Below are 17,579 nucleotides of genomic sequence, written 5' to 3'. Positions count from 1 at the left end.
GAAATTTTAATATATTTTGAGTAACACGAAGACTGAAATTCTCAGTGTATTTACTATTACTTGGTTAAAACTTTATGTAAGCTTTAGAATAAGGAATTGAAAAATCGTCAATTGAGCTACTTATAAGGATTTTTGTAGAACATTTGAGTTTAATCAGTGCAACACTTAAAAAAGTAATTAATACTGAAATAAAATTAAGAGAGTTTATTATTTTTTTATAAAAAACTCGCTATCGTACAAACTTGCCAAATGATAGAACTGAATTGACATAACATTAGACTTCTTGCGTGAATAGAAGTTTGGAGTTTAGCAATGTTGACCAACCTAATAAAAAAAGGGCTAGAAGCCCCTTTGTATCATTTCCTCTGAAGGTATTAACAGCTTTTTACCACTGATTGAACTACATTTTTCCCCACTCCCTGCCCTCACGGGATTCTATCAATCCGAAAATTGCGTTAGTTAAGCGAGTAGTTAGACCATGCACCTCAGCAGATGAGGGGGTATGGGTTAACTTTCAATAGGGAATTTGATCATAGGCTAAGAATGTTTTCAGTGGCAGACAGCTTTGGTAATCAAGAAAATTTAGGCACGTTTGGGTTTATTCAACACGAGCGTAAAATATACCCCGAATCTTCACTTCCTTGGGTTCATCAGCGCCTAAATCAGTATCCGAGGGCTGTTCGCTCTCAAAAGTACCAGCAATTTCACCACTAGAGCTATCAACTTTAGCTATTTGTAGAGAAATTTTGCCGTTGAGAATTTCCGCACGCTTAACGTTAGTACGGGTAAGGTCTTCATCATCGGCTTGGGCTGGAAGAGCTACGGCATTATCATAGCCACTAACAACACCCCGACCTTTAGGGTCTAAGAATGCAGCACCACGATAAGAAGGTACTTTGAATGTACCTTCAAAGTCTGTGGAAGTATTTAGACTGCTTAAACCAGGTTGTGTTTGAGCAACTAAATTTTTAATGGTGAACAGGAAGGGTACTCGCTCACCGCCAGGTAATTGCACCGTAATGGCTTGGAAGTCAAGACCATCTTTTTCCACAAAGGTCAAGCTGCTATCATCGTTGAACTTAAGATCACCTGACACCTGGTCAATAGTGGAAGTGTATCTGGTTAACAATTTGCCAGCTACAAATTCTGCTGCTTGGCGTTTATTAGCAGGTTCTTCTTTAACGAAGAAATTGGTTGGTTCCAAGCAAAGTTCTTTGATGACATAGGACTTGCTGGAATCCAAGGGAATTGAGCCACGGCTTGTTTCTGTAAGTTGGGGACATTTGTTAGCCAGGCCAGTGCCTCGAATTTGTTCGTAAGTCAGTATATCTCTGGTACTAGAAGCTGGAGCGTCACTACAAGCAGTGAGTAGCCCCAAGCACACAGCCAAGAATGCAACAATTAAAGCGCGATACCTCATGATCAACCTCAATGTCAAAAATCGATATATAAATGGTTTGGGCATAGTGATAAGTACATTTTGCGGCAAATTGGCATCACTACTTACCTCAAATAACGCGAAAGTTGGATTTGGCTTCGCGCTGTGCCAACACCACAGGGATTGGCAGGGTTGCCCAAGTCGTTCTGTATTATGTATGTGTTACCACTAAATACAGCCGCTTGCTTTATTAGGGAAATCAGCCAGATCATACGATTTTTTTTAACTCAAAATCAAAGCACTTCTAGTCTTGAGTTACTGGCGTTGATCCCATAAGGCTTCTTATGAGTCTGCGTGAACCGTTACTGCGCCACTTTAGTATCAAAGTTATGGAGATTGGGAAGGTATGTCCTTCTGGGGATAAAGGGTGATGGGGATGAGTTACTGAGGAAAGATTACACGAATATATTTGTAAGTTTGTCTTAGGAGATGAAAGACGACTATATTCGGTAAATTTGGGTAGACTTAATTTAAACAGAGAGGGTTGCATGAGCAACAACAGCATTACGGAATCAAGTCAATTTTCAGATAAGTTACAAAATATTACGGATGTAGTTCAAGATGCGGCTAAAAGTTGTCAAGGAAATACTACATCTCTTCTAAAATTGTTGCGCCAGTTAGAACAATTACACAGAGAGATTCGTGATGGAACATTCCAAGAGAGTTTACCCAATAATCGCCAGCATCTCTACGCTATGTTGAAAGACATTGAATCTGAAGGGGGTTGGCCTTATATTGAACGTATGAGATTACAAGCTTTTTTAAGCAACTTACTAGAAGTAGAAACGGAAGAAAACAAGCAACAGGCAAGTAGTGATGATTTGTTAAGTGACGATCGCTCTTGGATCTGATACCGCAAGCTGGGATTCAGATACCCTACAGCTAATGCAAGCGCTACAAAATTCAAAATCACCACAAACTAAGCGTTTCGTAGATTTTGGCATGGATAGTTGATTTAATTACATATTATTTCTTAGATGCGGTCTCTAACATCATCACAAAGTAAGCGATCGCGCTCATCCACATTGTTGTTGTGCTTGAGATAATTATTGACCCAACCACAACCACGATTCAGTAGGTCATCAAGATGTAAGTTCCATAAAATAATTGTGTTGTCATCGCTAGCTGAAGCCAACGTCTGTCCATCGGGGCTAAAACTGACGCTCAACACAGGAGCTTCGTGTCCGTTGAGGGTTTTAATCAATTTGCCCTCACGGCTCCACAATTTGACTGTACTATCCCAATTAGCAGCAGCAAGTATTTCACCAGTGGGACTAAAACTCACAGCATTAACGCTATCGCTAAATCCTCTTAATAAGGTTTGTAACAAAGTCCCATCTTGTCGCCATAGCCTGACTGTGTTGTCCCAACCAGCAGAAGCCAATAATTTTTCAGTCGGGCTAAAACTAACACCTAATACCCAGCTATCGTGAGGGTCAAAGGTTTTGATTAAACTCCCATCTGGCCGCCAAAGCTTGATTGTTTTATCGTCACTAGCAGAAGCTAAAACCTCTCCATCAGGGCTAAAACTGACGCCATTGACTCGCGCTTCATGCCCCACTAAAGTTTTGAGCAAACTTCCATCACGATTCCACAGTTTAATTGTGTGATCTCTACTAGCTGATGCTAATAAATGACCATCAGGGCTGAAACTAACACTGACTACGCTATCACTATGACCAGAGAGAGTTTTCAGGAGAGTTCCATCCAGTCGCCAAAGTTTAACGGTTTTGTCTTCACTAGCAGAAGCTAAAATTTCACCTTTGGGGTCAATACTGACGCTATGAACCATCTGGGTGTGACCCACTAGAGTTTTGTAAAGATGAGCATCAAGTCTGCCCTGATTCAACTGTCTTCGCCATAGTTTTACCGTGCGATCGCGACTACTAGAAGCCAATACCTGACCATCAGGACTCCACGCAACACTCAAAACTCGATCCTCATGTCCCCGCAGAATCGGTAGTCTAGGCGCTTCTAAACTCCACAATTTCACGCTCTTGTCATAACTTCCAGAAGCCAGCATTTTAGTATCTGGACTGAAAGCTACACTGACAACAGCGTCACTGTGTCCCTTAAAAGTCTTAATTAAGTTGCCTGTATGACTCCAGAGGTTGATAGTGTTGTCATCACTGGCTGAGGCTAACTGTTTACTGTCAGAACTGAAACTGAGACTCCATACCGTGCTGGTATGTTGCTTTAAGGTTTTATAGATATCAACTTCTGGGTTATTTTGATTACTACTATCCCATTGCCACAGTTGAATAATATTGTCTCGGTCGGCTGAAGCTAGTAGCTTACCATCAGGGCTAAAAGTGACGACAGTTACACCTTCCTGATGTGCAGATAAAGTTTTCACCAAGCTACCGTCTCTGCGCCAAATTTTGACGGTCTTATCCTCACTAGCTGAAGCAATAAATTGACTGTCTGGACTGAAACTGACCCAGTTGACAGAGCCTTGATGACCCTTAAGAGTTTTGATTAAGTTACCATCCCGATCCCAAATTTTAATAGTTCTATCCCTGCTGGCAGTAGCTAACAATTCTCCATCGGGGCTAAAATTGGCGCTATAAACCCAATCTTTGTGTTTTCTGAGGCTTTGGGCTGGCTCTGGGGCGAATTCACCAGTTGTTGGGTTTTTCCGCCAAATTCGTACTGTTTGGTCGAGACTCGTTGAAGCTATAGTCTGACCATCAGGACTAAAACTGACACTGGTAACCGCGCTAGTATGACCTTCAAGGGTTTGGAGTAGTGTCCCGTCAGGTCGCCAAATTTTGATTGTTCTGTCAGTGCTACCGGAAGCTAATAATTGACCATCAGGGCTAAAAGCCACACCCCAAACAATATCGCTATGCCCCTCCAAGCGGTTTAACTCCGTAACTCCATAAACTGCCTGTTGTAAGGCTGTAACCACACGCATTCGGGTTTCTGGTCGCACCTCCTTGGCTTGTTTAAGTTTTTGCCAGGCTCTCAAACTTTCTAATAAAGCATCAAATTCTTGGTTGGAGGAAAATAGAGCTTCACTAGATGCGGCGATCGCACTAATTTGCAAATTGGTCTCGCTGGTTTCAGCACGGATGGTTTGTAGCTCTGCGGTTCTTTTCTGCATATCGGCTTGCCACCACAAAGAAGCGATCGTGCCGCCCATAACTGCCAGCAGTACCCCGGCTGCTCGTGCTTCTCGCAATCTACGCCGCAAAACTGAATTTAGCTGCTCTTGAGATAATTTTCGGGCTACCTCTGCTTGAGTTTTTTCCGATTTGATTTTTTCTAATTCGGCAATGATGCCATAATCATTTCTTTGGCGAATTGGTTCAACTAAATAATCATGGACGAGCTGGTAGCGCTCGCCTAACTCTTCTCGCCAACACAATATTAAACCTGAACCAACCAAAATCTCTAAAATCAACTCCCAGCGTGAATCAAAATCTGACTGATTATCCAGATATTTTTCTAAAGCCAGCATTAAATCAGATTTAGTTTTGAGGGGACGTGTGCCTTTTTCGTCAGTTAATTCATATAATAGTTTCCAGCTAAAATCTTCATGTTCTTGACCACAATCTCGAATAACTTCCTCTAGCCAGCGTTCTATAAGTTTTTTCGTACCTCCACAAAGTTTGTATTTTTCGAGATTCGTGATATTTTCTGCTTGTAGCTGTGCGCCTACTATTTGTAATTCAATTGGGTGGACTTCTTCGGTTTCTCCTGCTAAATCCTGCACTAGTTCATTAATTAAATCATCCTTGACTTCGTATTGAGAGGTTTGGGTCAAGTAACGAATAATAGCAACGGCATCTTGACGGGAAAATTTCCCCAAAAAGTAGCGGATATCTTTATCTAAAATATTTTTGTTAATGACATCTAAATCATGGAAACTATCTGGCTGTGTTTTATCCCAGCGTTCAAAATCTAACAAGTAATGGAGATAATCTTCTCTGATAGAAATAATAATTTTTAAATACGCAATATTCAAACATTCGCTAAAAAACTGATAGAATTCTAATTTTTGCTGAAAGCTACTTACGAAAAAGAACTCTTCAAATTGATCAAAAATAATAATAATTGTATGATTACGTGCAGTTGCAGAGCGGAACTTTTCTAGCAGAATAGCGGGAGTAAATTCCAGGGAACTTGAGATATCTAATGGTGCTAGCACATTATAAAAACCTCGCCCCAAACTGGTTGTCCAATCAGTATAAGCAGATAACACAATAGGTAGAGGTATCCGCTCACCAATCACTTTATTCTTTACAGCTGGTAATAAACCAGCTTTGAGCAGTGAACTTTTACCAACTCCTGATGGACCATGAACTACTGTGAGTTTATAGTCAGCACGAGTAATTCTTTCAATTAAACGATTGACATCTTGTTGTCTTCCAGAAGCAGATATTTCTTGGGCAACTTCCTCTGGAATGAAGGGGATACTTTGGGGTTCTAAGACTGCATTAATTTTGTAACGTTGCGCCTGTAATTGACTTGCACCAATAAAAGCACGTAAACCATACTGATGTTCAATTTGGATTTTTTCTTGCTTAAGTTTAAAGGCTTCTAAATATTCATGTCGCTCAATAAAATAGAGCGATCGCAATTCCTCTAAAATTTCCAAGTACAAAGAAGGCTCATATTGTAGCTCACAAACAACCCTTGCCCATTCTAAGTTATTGATAGCTTCTTCACATTCTCCCAAATGCCTTTGTGAACGGGCTAACAACAAAAGATACCAACTCTCATGCTGTCGAGATCCTGTTACTTTCTCCAGAATATCTAATGCAGTATTAGCTAATTCATGAGCTAGTATCCAATCGTTATTTGCACCTGCTACGGCTGCTAAAAAGCCATAATCTTGTGCTGTTTGGGCTTGATTGCCATAACTCTTATGTAGATATAAAGACTTTTGAGCTAATTTCTTTAAATCTTCCCAAAGCTGTAAGCGGTAAAGCATCTCACACGCAGGTAAAATAAATTTAGCTACTAAATCTTGTCTTTTCTTCTCTTCCAACACATCTAAGCATTGCTGAAACCACAATAATGCGTGTCGCCAATAGCCACTATTAGCACTCTGATGTAAATCTGCCATCCGGTGATAACATAAACCTAAGTGGAATAAGATAATTGCTTGCCAAAGTCTTTGTTGGTAGTTCAGTTCTAAATATTTCTTTTCTATGCTTTCCTTTTTTTCTTCTTGCTGCCATAGAGATAGGCTTCTTTGATAATGGGCTAAAGCACTATTAATTTGATCATTAGCATACTTATCTCTGCCTAAAACAAACTCCAGACTAGCCTCTAATCCTGGTTCTAATTTGATATTATAAGAACGCAGTAAATCATTACGGGCTGATTCAATCTCGTGACGATGTTGGGATTTCGGCGCTAAATCAAGGGCATCATTAGAGATAAACTTTTCTGCGCCTACTTCTAAAACTTTAGAAAATAGAGATTCTGTCTGTTTTGTAATTAAAGCAATTAAATCTTCCTGGGGCATCTCGAATTTAATAGTGGTTGCAGCCCAGCTTTTAAAGTCAGGAGCTAACCGAGAAAGTGAAGATGCCACTTCATCTTGTAACCACAAGATTAAAGGGAAAGGAAAACTAGCTGCGTAAATATCCCGTGACTGATTTATTCCAGTTAATAAATCTTCAAGAGCAATTACTGATTCTAAACCAAAAACCATTAAGGCTGATGGTAAACAATCGCTAGCAACACTGGGATTATCTAAAAATAATTGCGATGTGATTGTAGTGTGTAAAGCACTAATCGATGATTGAACATATATTTCTCTAATATTGATATCTTTACTTAAATCTCGAAGATTATCCCGCATTTCTTCTCGTAACTGTTGGTAGTTACAACGAACTAAAATGAGAGAAAATTCTCCCTTAGATAAATTAATTGCTCGAATTAACCTTTGTAAGGAATGCTCATTATTATTGGCGATCGCCGTTTTAAGTTCACAGTTAGTCATGATTATTAATAATAGAAGATAAAAACTACATACAAAAACTTAAAAAAGCATATATAGCGATTCCTGTTGAAGTGAGTTACAGAACTAATGTTTTTAAAAGCGGAGTGGCGCAGAGATTGCCCAATTTTATTAGTGGTGTACTCAGTACCTCAGCAGAGAAGGAAATGCTGTAATACTTTTTTAAGTCTTTGGCATTCAATTTTCAAAAATTCGCATAATTCCCGATTCATTTAAATGGGAATTCAGGATTATTTGGGACTTTATTGGTTTTACTTCGATTCTCGCCAAGCTAAAACCTTTTCTGTCTCTGCTAGAGCTGGACTAATCCCAAACCAACGCCCCACAGGATCACGATATTCAAACAAATACATACTTCTGAGTAAACTTTGATAATCAGATTCACCCTTAACACTTTGTTGTTGCATGACATCAAACAATAATTCCCATTGACATTCATCAATCGCCAACAGCAAATCATCGCGGTAATCTTTAATAACCGCTTCCAAGCAATCTCTAGAAAAAGGTGGATCTTGTCGCTGGAGGCAACTATATAGTAGGCCTAATAAGTTACGAATGTGACCACCACTAACACGGCATAAACGATCTAAGGTTTCTATTTGCTCAAATAACTCTGTAATGAGTTGTTGTCTTTCTTGACTAGCAACTTCTGGAAAGGCTCTTGCCAGTACTAGCTGACGCAGGAGTGACATCCCTGGTTCGTAATCACTACCATCTCGTTGTCGAACTAGTACCATTGGCAATACCTTTGGTGCAATACCGCCACCTAAGCGATTTTTGAGAGTTTCATACTCACTGGAAAAAATTAATGCTAGGGGGATTGTATAGACTACATGACATTTGAGCCTACGTAACTGTTCGCCTCTGTCAATAAAAAGATATTCTGGTTGTGTCCGTCCAGAGGCAACAGGACGCATATCTACTCGATCTAAATTATCGACGATTACTACTAACCCTTTTTGACCCCGCCGCTTTAGCTGTTCTACGGCTTTTTCTAAGATTTCCTCATTAATTGCTTGCAAAATGTTATTAGTGCGGGGTTCCAAATACTGTCTGAGTTGATTACGTAATTGGGTGCTATCTTTAGTTTTGGCGGTAATTTTGGCAATTCCTAAAGAAAACTCCGCCTCACCAGAAAGCTCTATAGGAGCTTGTAAAAAATCTCCTATTTCTTTAAACAAGTTATTAAAGTAACCAGGCTTAAGTTTGATACCAATGGCTTCCAAACTCACACAGACTTGACGAGCTACACTCAACAAAATATCACTAACGTCAATATCTGCCATGTCTAGGTCTTGACTAGACTCGAAATAAACTACGTGAAATCCTGCTGTTTCTAACTCTGTCTTGAGGCGTTGTAATTCTGTTGATTTTCCACAACCAATATGACCTGTAAATAGTTGGCAGGTGGGTTCATCAGGAGAAATACGGCTAATAGTACGTTGCAGTTCTTCCACAATTTTGCAACCACGTACGTTAGCAAAATCAATGTAGTACTGGCGATCAAGCATCACACCCATGTTTAAGGTGTAGCTAGGGTTACATGCCTTGTAGAAGCGTGACAAATTAATTGTATTTCCCATTCCAAATAGTAGATGCTTGTCTTTTTGTCTTTTTATATACTAATTTTCTCTCAATAGGAGTGATTATGTATAAGTACTATTGCTGAATTTTGTTTGAATTAACTACAAACGCTGTGACTTTTTTTTCATGGCTACTTACAGCAAAATATTAAAGATGAAACAGTCACCACAAGGGTATGTTGTTGTTTTTGATAACTTTTTTCTGGCAAGATATATGGAACTTATGCCATGATTCTGATGTGCTTGCTGTAAAGTGTTACTAGCTCGTTAATTCCAGCAGCACTGCTGAAATTAACTAATAGACACAAGCCTAGTGAAGGAATTTAACCTGGAGCCAAAAAAGAGGTATTGATGCCTGGTATAGCGTCGGTTAGCCAAAAGGAATTAGCTCAACGTCGTAAAAAATTACGTCGGCAGCGTCAGATGAAAATTATTCAAGCTATTTGGCAAACTATAGCCATTAGTAGTCTGGCAGGTGGGTTGCTTTGGGTCGCACTCCAACCAATATGGGTACTGAAAACCCCTGAGCAAGTGTTGATGAAATCTGACAATCAATTACTGTCGCAAGAAGCGATCAAGTCTTTGCTGGTTTTATCTTATCCTCAGTCTTTATGGCGAATTCAACCTGCGGCGATCGCTGACTCTTTGAAGAAACAACCAACCATTGCTCAAGCAACTGTCAGTCGTCGTCTTTTTCCACCAGGTTTAATTATCGAAATCGAAGAAAGAATACCTGTCGCAGTGGCTCAGAGGAGCAGAGAACAATCTAATAGTACTAGTAACAAACAAACAAACACAGGTTTAGTTGATGCCAATGGAGTTTGGATTCCTCTAGAAAAATATACACTAGTGAATCCTCAATTTAAACTCCCGACCCTTAAGGTAATTGGACCACCAGAACAATACGCTCCCTACTGGAGTAAACTATATCCCTATGTCAGCCAAAGTTCCATAAAAATTACGGAAATTGATTACCAAGACCCAAATAACTTAATTTTGAAAACTGAATTAGGAAGAGTTTATCTTGGTGCGACAAGCACTCAGTTAGCTGATCAGATTAATTTATTAGCACAATTACGCCACATCAATACAAAACTAAATCCTTCGGAGATAGACTATATTGATCTAAAAAATCCTGAATCGCCTTTAGTACATATGATCCAAAATAAAGAGACAACTAAAAATCAAACTCCATAACAATGTGTCAAAAATTCCTTATATATTAATTAATTTTATTTTATTCTGTAAAAAAATATTATTGTTTGCTCTATGCTTTGCATAGTAATTGTAAAAAGCTCCCTTGCAGAAGCTCAGAACTTAGGAACAAAGATAATTTCTGGACAGTTGCTGTCACAGTGTAGTAAGTTTCCAGTGGTGATTGTTCAGTCTGTAGTAGATATTCAAATTGATTGACTTGACGGCTGGACAGCTTGATAGCCTTAGATAGTATCGCTATTAAGTTTCTGTTTGGTCACAAAAAGTAACAAATTAATTGATCAGTCGAATTTTTATTCCTTTGTTATCTTTAGATTTGTGCATAAATAAATAATACAGATAGGAGCCTACTTTGATTTCTGTTGGCGCAGTGTGGCATAGCTATAGGTACTTGTGTATGTAGGGGATGGTAACGGCTTCACCAACAAAATTTAAATGGGATGCCTTATGGAAGTCTAATTGTATGGTTAGAGTTGTAATTATCCCCAATTTTGAAACCTATCAACTATATTATTAAGGCAGTGAAGACTTGCCATAGCATATATTTCTCGCATGAGGTGAACTGCTGAGAACTATGAGTTATTTAATTTATTGTATTTTTATTAAGTGTATGTTTAATTGCATAGAGTTAGCCGTTAGAACTAATTATCCCAGAGTAAATACCTCAAATTCTCAGTGGTGAAAATAAAATAAATAACAAAATATACAAAATGCGTTCAGTATTTAAAGCTTTTTCTCAGAAGACGAACACAGTTAGTAACCAGATGAATAACTCATCAAAATCATCAGCAGAAGTATTAGCTGTGTCTCCTGCATCCCAAGGGTATACTATGCAAAAATTGCCATGTAGAGAAAATATTAATAAGTTGTGGAAGTTATACAGATCAATTTTAAGTAAATGTATGTATACTTCTCTAGAATTAGCTGTGCATTCACCTATGGTGAGCCAAACACTATCTCCTGGGTATGCTCATCCAACATCTAAGGTAAGGCAAAGCCCAGTCCAAATGTTGGTGTTTGGTCTCATAGCAGACTTTCACACTTACAATCTTGTTAAGGTTGGCAGTAGTGATAACAATCAAGAACAGGGCCAAAATTTTTAGTGCTGTCAAACTTATATAGTTGACTCCTAGATGTGTAACACCTAAAAAAGTCGTTTATCTACCTTCCCGAATCCAATGACACTTGATAATAACCAAGAGCTTACCTATAGAAATTCCCAATCGTTGGGACAGCCAGGTTTCTCACTGGCAGTGAACTCAAGCAACCCTTTTAATCACTCTGGGCTGAATTTTGGACAAAATAACGACAGTAAGAAGATTTCTGTGGAAAATAACCGTATTGGCGAGATTGTTCCTGGGCGCGTTGCCAATATCAAAGTAATTGGTGTTGGCGGTGGTGGCGGTAATGCGGTTAACCGCATGATTGAATCTGATGTCTCTGGTGTAGAGTTTTGGTCAATTAATACTGATGCTCAAGCTTTGACGCTGGCAGGCGCTCCTAGTCGTTTACAAATTGGGCAGAAACTCACACGGGGTTTAGGTGCAGGTGGTAATCCTGCAATTGGGCAAAAAGCGGCTGAAGAATCACGGGATGAAATTGCTACAGCCTTAGAAGGCGCTGATTTAGTATTTATCACTGCTGGCATGGGAGGTGGTACTGGTACTGGTGCTGCACCAATTGTTGCGGAAGTAGCAAAGGAAATGGGCGCTCTTACGGTTGGGGTGGTGACACGTCCTTTCGTTTTTGAAGGTCGTCGCCGGACTAGTCAGGCAGAACAAGGAATTGAGGGGCTAAAAAGTAGAGTTGATACTTTAATTATTATTCCTAACAATAAATTATTGGAAGTGATTCCAGAACAAACACCAGTCCAAGAAGCGTTTCGTTATGCAGATGACGTACTACGTCAAGGGGTACAAGGCATTTCTGACATCATTACTATTCCTGGTTTGGTAAATGTAGACTTTGCTGACGTGCGGGCTGTCATGGCGGATGCGGGATCAGCATTGATGGGTATTGGTGTGAGTTCAGGAAAATCTAGAGCCAGAGAAGCTGCGATCGCTGCTATATCCTCACCACTGCTAGAATGTTCTATCGAAGGTGCTAGAGGTGTTGTTTTTAACATCACTGGTGGTAGTGACCTCACTTTACATGAAGTAAATGCTGCCGCAGAAACAATTTATGAAGTAGTTGATCCCAACGCCAACATTATTTTTGGTGCTGTGATTGATGATAGGTTGCAAGGAGAAGTGCGAATTACCGTTATTGCTACTGGATTTACTGGAGAAATACAAGCTGCTCCCCAGCAAAACGCTGCTAATGCGAGAGTTGTATCTGCTCCCCCAAGACGGACACCCACACAAACACCACCAAATAATTCCCCTGCACCTACTCCCGAACCAAAAGAGAAATCTGGATTGGATATCCCTGATTTTCTCCAGAGACGGCGACCACCAAAGAATTAAGCGGTTTTAGATTTGAGATTATTTAAAATTTGTAGTCTCTAGTCAGGCTAAATGCTGTATAAAAACTGCTAATTTTCAAGTTCAGAGGTATATTTTTTACCTCCGGTAAATCTTGTTGCTGTTACAAATAAATTGCTACTATTCAAAAACAGAATACACTTGGGCGGTAGTTTGTTGACTTTTAAGCCCAAGTGTGTACTTGTGATATACAGGAGGGAGACTGAAAAGAGAAATGTTCACGTCCTCTTCATGTAGTTTTCCTGTAATTACCTGTCTTTAATTTTGAATTTGTAGGTTTTTTTCCACCCATTGAATTACTTGATTAGCCAGGCGAGTACCATCTAGTCGGTCAATTTCCCGTATCCCAGTTGGGCTAGTGACGTTAACTTCTGTGAGATAGCCACCAATCACATCAATACCCACAAAGACTAACCCATCTTGGCGTAAATTTGCAGCCAAATCGCCGCAAATTTCTTGTTCTCGTGGGGTAATTTCGGTTTTTGCGACCGTCCCACCAGTGGCCATGTTATTACGAAAATCACTGCCACTTGCCAAACGGTTGAGAGCGCCAATGGGTTCACCATTAAGTAAAATGATCCGCTTATCTCCCTCTTTGGCCTCTGATAGATAAGTTTGTACCATTACTGGTAATCTGCCTTGCTGGGTGCTGAGTTCGACGATAGAGTTAAAATTGCGATCGCCTGCTTGTAGAAATAAAATCCCTTCCCCAGCTTTGTTACCCAAGGGTTTTAGGATAGTAGCGCCTTTTGCTTCGACAAATTGCCGGATGAAATCTTTATCTGCACTGACGATAGTTTCGGGAATTGCCTTGGTAAATTGCAGGGCATACATTTTTTCATTTGCCTTACGGATACCATTGGGATTGTTAATGACCAAAGTTTTCTGCTGGTCAACGTAATCCAGAACATAGGTAGCGTAAAGATAGGCATCGTTTACGGGTGGATCTGTCCGCATAAATACAGCATCCATCGTTTCCAAAGAATTGAGGGAACGAGCATTTAATTTATACCAAGGATTTGCTGCAACCCATCGTCCATCTACCAACTGCACTGGTACAAGTTCTACCTGCTGCAATATAGCCCAAGCTTTGCTGTCTACCACACTCAACCAATTAGCCTGAGTTACCCAAACTTCATGTCCTAAAATTTGCGCTGCTTCCATCAGCGCCACGCTGGTATCATGGCATGGGTCTAACTGATGGATGGGATCTATAATAAAAGCCAGTTTCACGCCTTTTGCCTCAACGCCAGGAAATTCTCAGATAAATTATCCCCCGATATCCTGACAGATTGACAATTACTATTGAGGAAAAAAGCGTAATCCTGTTGCTTCAGCATCTATAGGACTTACGCATGAAAGCGAAAGATCAAAGGTTTGGAGAAGGGTATAGGGGTATAGGGGTATAAATGTTTGAAACCCTTACACCCCTATACCCTTACACCCGGTCTCAACAGACAACCTGTTTGCGTAAGTCCTAATCTAAAGGCTATTATTAGATTGCTAATAACTCATCAAGTTGACCTTGACGTTCAAGAGCGTGGATATCATCACAACCACCCACATGGCGATCGTTGATAAAAATTTGTGGTAATGAGCGTCTGCCATTAGCTCTCTGAGCCATTTTATCCCGCGCTTCCTCATCACCATCAATGCTGTATTCGACAAACTCAACACCCTTGTTATTCAGCAAATTTTTCGCTCGAATGCAAAAAGGGCAAGTTCTCCAAGTGTAAATTTCTACTGTGGCAGCCATAATGTCCTCAACATGATCTCATAACTAATTTTAGAACTTTGGTACTGATGGTAGATGCTTAATGTAGTTATAAACTGTATTTTTGCTTGCTGGTATGAAATATACCGATTAACTTACATTAGGAGATTTATTAAGAAGCAGGGAGAAGATTTCCCCCTGCTTTTTCACATGGAAAGAACTAGATATTTACTGAGAGTCAACAGCATATTGAATTAGGAGACTTAGCCGCAGACGCAAGGTCTCTAACCCCAAACGTTGACTTGCAGAAATAAATACTGCTAAAGGAAACTCTTCTTGGGCTAAAGCTAGAGTGGTGCTATCGACTTGGTCGATTTTGTTAAAAGCAACCAAGGCTGGGCCGGGAGTGACTGGCATTTGTGCCAATATTTCCCGGACTGCGCGAATGTGACTCAACCACGCAGGATGAGATAAATCTACTAGGTGTAGTAAGGCATCGGCTTCTGTTACTTCTTCCAAGGTGGCGCGGAAAGCATCCATTAATGATGCAGGTAATTCGTGGATAAACCCTACTGTGTCTGTAATCAGAATTCCTTGGGGTTCTCCAGTTTCTGCATGGGGAATGACTAGGCGACGCGTGGTGGGGTCAAGGGTGGCGAATAACTGGTCGGCGGTGTAAACTTCAGCATTGGTCAGGGCATTTAATAAGGTGGATTTACCTGCGTTGGTATAACCAACTAAAGCTACTGAAGGAACTTCCCGATGTTGTCGCCGTTGTCTTAACCGTGAACGGTGGGCTTGCAATTGGTCAACTTCTTGTTGCAGTCGAGAAATACGTTTTTGAATGGCGCGGCGTTCGGTTTCTAGTTTGGTTTCACCAGGGCCACGAGTCCCAATACCACCCCCTAGTCGAGACATTGCTTGACCTCTGCCGGTGAGTCTGGGCAGCATATATTCTAGCTGTGCTAGTTCGACTTGCAATTTACCTGCGCGGGATTGGGCGCGTTGAGCAAAGATATCTAAGATAACTTCGGTGCGGTCAACGACGCGGATACCGATTTGCGCTTCTAAGTTGCGGATTTGGGAGGGTGAGAGGTCGCGGTCAAAAACGACGAGGTTACATCCCAAAGTTTGGGCTGTGAGGGCAACTTCTTGGACTTTACCTTCACCAATGACGGTTTGAGGATGAATGCGCGATCGCTTTTGTTGTACTGTCTGTAATACATCTCCACCTGCTGTATCCACTAACCGTGCCAATTCCGCCAAGGTATCGTGGAATTGTTGGAGTGACATATTATCGGTCATGACACCCACGATCAATACACGGTCGTGATCAGCGTCTACTTCCTCGGCGATGAACTCCCGACGGAACTCTGCTTCTAGCCCTTCCACCAAGTCGATGAAATCTTGGTGTCCGAGATCATCTAAGTCCAATGGTGGTGATATAGTCCAACTGGTAGATTGACCATTATTTAATGGTGCGATCGCTGCACTAGGAATCAAAGCACGGGCATCTTGAGGGACTAGGTGCGCTAAGTATGCTTCTTTAACGTATCCTGTGGCTCCACCACCGCGTCGTGTAAAGCCAGTCCCGGTAATATTTATCACTACTAAGGCATCTAAACGCTGCATTGCCATCGCCGTCAGAGCCGCTTCATTTGGTGGTTCTGTCTTGAGATGGGTAGCAATGCAACGAATACCACTCAGACGTTCTGCACCATAACGCGGCAATTCCATTGGCGGAATTTGCGTTTGACGCGGTGTGCCTACACCAACACGAATCACTTGTCCGCGACGGTTGACATAGGCACACACAGGTAGGTTAATTTCCGTGCTAATTGCTGCCAGACGCTGGGAAAACTCAGGCGTAGTGATGCGATCGCCTGGTATGCGCTGGTGGTACAGTCGCTGTAGTTGTTTCAGCTGACTGGACTTTAAACCCTGAAGATTACCGAAAATAGTTTCTATAGGCGTTTCGACCAGTTTACTGGCCCCCCGAATCCATCTATTGTCTATTTTACAACAGTGCTAAGGTGGGGAACTCAATCTTTTAGGGGTGTGGGGGTTTAGGGGTGTAAGGGTGTAAGGGTGTAGGGGTAGAGGAAATATTTAGGGCTTATGCAACAACATAACTCTTAACTCTCAGTTATGGCAGAGTGCAAGGGTGTTCAACACCTATAGGTCTATCGCTGTACATCTCCCTCATGCCCCTAAACCCCTACACCCTCATACCCCTACACCTAATCGCTTCTGTGATTACAAAAAACCAATACTGAATCAGTTAAGCTGGCAAAAGCAGTATTTATTTTCTGAAAAATGACCGCAAGTAATCCTACAATTTTAGCCCTGGATTTTGATGGGGTAATTTGCGACGGACTAATCGAATACTTTGAAGTAGCTTGGCGTACCTACTGTCAACTTTGGTCGCCTGCTGACGACACGCCACCAGATGATTTGGCTTTGAGGTTCTATCGACTCCGGCCTGTAATCGAAACAGGCTGGGAAATGCCTGTTTTAATCAAAGCTTTGGTAGATGGAAATTCTGATGACCAGATTCTTCAGGAATGGACAAGCATTACTCCCAAGATTTTGTTAGATGACAAGCTACAAGCAAAAGAAATTGCGACGAAATTAGATGCCTTGCGTGATCAGTGGATTGCTAATGATTTAGATGGTTGGCTGAGTCTGCATAGATTTTATCAGGGTGTAATTGAAAAACTGAAAATCACCGTTGCCAGTGAAGTCAAACTATATATAGTCACTACCAAAGAAGGACGCTTTGTAGAGCAGTTGTTGCATCAGGAAGGAGTAGATTTACCACGAGATGCAATTTTTGGTAAAGAAGTCAAGCGCCCTAAGTATGAAATTCTCCGTGAGTTAATTCAAGCAGCAGATCATAAACCTGTGAGTTTATGGTTTGTAGAAGACAGAATCAAAACATTGCAATTAGTTCAACAGCAGTCAGACCTTGAAGATGTCAAGCTTTTCTTGGCAGACTGGGGCTATAATACCCAATCAGAGAGAAAAGCCGCCCAAAGCGATCCGCGAATTCAATTATTATCCCTGTCTCAGTTTGCTAAAGATTTTCCTGGGTGGGTATAGGGGTATAGGGTATAGGGGTATAAGGGTGCAAAGAAGAATAACTAGCAGCTGTACAGACGCGATTAAT

The 17,579-nt window shown here is 40.9% G+C and carries 11 protein-coding genes; 5 read left to right on the top strand and 6 right to left on the bottom strand.

The features are described 5' to 3' along the window. Positions 1-598: 598 nt before the first annotated feature. Positions 599-1,420 (bottom strand): photosystem II manganese-stabilizing polypeptide, encoded by an 822-nt coding sequence (locus tag ACM5QX_RS07760; protein WP_011318645.1) that lies wholly within the window; start codon positions 1,418-1,420, stop codon positions 599-601. A 506-nt stretch (positions 1,421-1,926) separates the two neighbouring features. Between ACM5QX_RS07760 and ACM5QX_RS07755 the strand changes: the two genes are divergently transcribed. After that, positions 1,927-2,289 (top strand): hypothetical protein, encoded by a 363-nt coding sequence (locus tag ACM5QX_RS07755; RefSeq protein ID WP_414753082.1) that lies wholly within the window; start codon positions 1,927-1,929, stop codon positions 2,287-2,289. A 122-nt stretch (positions 2,290-2,411) separates the two neighbouring features. On the opposite strand, the gene ACM5QX_RS07750 is transcribed toward ACM5QX_RS07755, so the two are convergent. Then, on the bottom strand, positions 2,412-7,397 hold the full coding sequence (locus ACM5QX_RS07750) for a hypothetical protein (protein ID WP_414753080.1): 4,986 nt from the start codon (positions 7,395-7,397) through the stop codon (positions 2,412-2,414). Between the two features lie 269 nt (positions 7,398-7,666). After that, positions 7,667-8,998: an ATP-binding protein gene (locus ACM5QX_RS07745; RefSeq protein WP_414753079.1), complete on the bottom strand. Its 1,332-nt coding sequence runs from the start codon at positions 8,996-8,998 to the stop codon at positions 7,667-7,669. 351 nt (positions 8,999-9,349) lie between these two features. Between ACM5QX_RS07745 and ACM5QX_RS07740 the strand changes: the two genes are divergently transcribed. From ACM5QX_RS07740 to ftsZ, 3 genes are all read left to right on the top strand, one after another. After that, positions 9,350-10,195 carry a cell division protein FtsQ/DivIB gene (locus ACM5QX_RS07740; protein ID WP_414753078.1) on the top strand — a complete coding sequence of 282 codons (846 nt, stop codon included), beginning with the start codon at positions 9,350-9,352 and terminating at the stop codon, positions 10,193-10,195. Positions 10,196-10,977: 782 nt separating this feature from the next. Beyond that, the gene (locus tag ACM5QX_RS07735) at positions 10,978-11,316 is read left to right on the top strand and encodes a hypothetical protein (protein WP_414753077.1); all 339 of its coding nucleotides are present in this window, start codon (positions 10,978-10,980) and stop codon (positions 11,314-11,316) included. Between the two features lie 75 nt (positions 11,317-11,391). Next, entirely contained in the window at positions 11,392-12,678 is a 1,287-nt protein-coding gene (gene ftsZ / locus ACM5QX_RS07730; protein WP_011318639.1) for a cell division protein FtsZ, read from the top strand. Positions 12,679-12,954: 276 nt separating this feature from the next. Here ftsZ and gshB read toward each other — a convergent pair whose 3' ends face one another. The 3 genes from gshB to hflX form a co-directional block, all read right to left on the bottom strand. After that, positions 12,955-13,929, bottom strand: a complete 975-nt coding sequence (gene gshB, locus ACM5QX_RS07725; RefSeq protein ID WP_011318638.1) for a glutathione synthase — start codon at positions 13,927-13,929, stop codon at positions 12,955-12,957. Positions 13,930-14,191: 262 nt separating this feature from the next. Continuing rightward, positions 14,192-14,452, bottom strand: a complete 261-nt coding sequence (gene grxC, locus ACM5QX_RS07720) for a glutaredoxin 3 (protein ID WP_011318637.1) — start codon at positions 14,450-14,452, stop codon at positions 14,192-14,194. 186 nt (positions 14,453-14,638) lie between these two features. Further along, entirely contained in the window at positions 14,639-16,225 is a 1,587-nt protein-coding gene (gene hflX / locus ACM5QX_RS07715; protein WP_414753076.1) for a GTPase HflX, read from the bottom strand. Positions 16,226-16,726: 501 nt separating this feature from the next. Between hflX and ACM5QX_RS07710 the strand changes: the two genes are divergently transcribed. Continuing rightward, positions 16,727-17,512, top strand: a complete 786-nt coding sequence (locus ACM5QX_RS07710) for an HAD family hydrolase (RefSeq protein ID WP_414753075.1) — start codon at positions 16,727-16,729, stop codon at positions 17,510-17,512. The last annotated feature ends 67 nt before the right edge of the window (positions 17,513-17,579 follow it).

It is taken from the genome of Anabaena sp. CCY 9910 (assembly GCF_963920875.1).
GTDB lineage: Bacteria > Cyanobacteriota > Cyanobacteriia > Cyanobacteriales > Nostocaceae > Trichormus > Trichormus variabilis.
This window is presented reverse-complemented; position numbering and strand designations above follow the sequence as displayed.

What these genes read in the sequence shown, in the direction of transcription:
- ACM5QX_RS07760 (WP_011318645.1), bottom strand. Translation starts at nt 1,420, where the DNA reads ATGAGGTATCGCGCTTTAATTGTTGCATTCTTGGCTGTGTGCTTGGGG.
- ACM5QX_RS07755 (WP_414753082.1), top strand. Translation starts at nt 1,927, where the DNA reads ATGAGCAACAACAGCATTACGGAATCAAGTCAATTTTCAGATAAGTTA.
- ACM5QX_RS07750 (WP_414753080.1), bottom strand. Translation starts at nt 7,397, where the DNA reads ATGACTAACTGTGAACTTAAAACGGCGATCGCCAATAATAATGAGCAT.
- ACM5QX_RS07745 (WP_414753079.1), bottom strand. Translation starts at nt 8,998, where the DNA reads ATGGGAAATACAATTAATTTGTCACGCTTCTACAAGGCATGTAACCCT.
- ACM5QX_RS07740 (WP_414753078.1), top strand. Translation starts at nt 9,350, where the DNA reads ATGCCTGGTATAGCGTCGGTTAGCCAAAAGGAATTAGCTCAACGTCGT.
- ACM5QX_RS07735 (WP_414753077.1), top strand. Translation starts at nt 10,978, where the DNA reads ATGAATAACTCATCAAAATCATCAGCAGAAGTATTAGCTGTGTCTCCT.
- ftsZ (WP_011318639.1), top strand. Translation starts at nt 11,392, where the DNA reads ATGACACTTGATAATAACCAAGAGCTTACCTATAGAAATTCCCAATCG.
- grxC (WP_011318637.1), bottom strand. Translation starts at nt 14,452, where the DNA reads ATGGCTGCCACAGTAGAAATTTACACTTGGAGAACTTGCCCTTTTTGC.
- ACM5QX_RS07710 (WP_414753075.1), top strand. Translation starts at nt 16,727, where the DNA reads ATGACCGCAAGTAATCCTACAATTTTAGCCCTGGATTTTGATGGGGTA.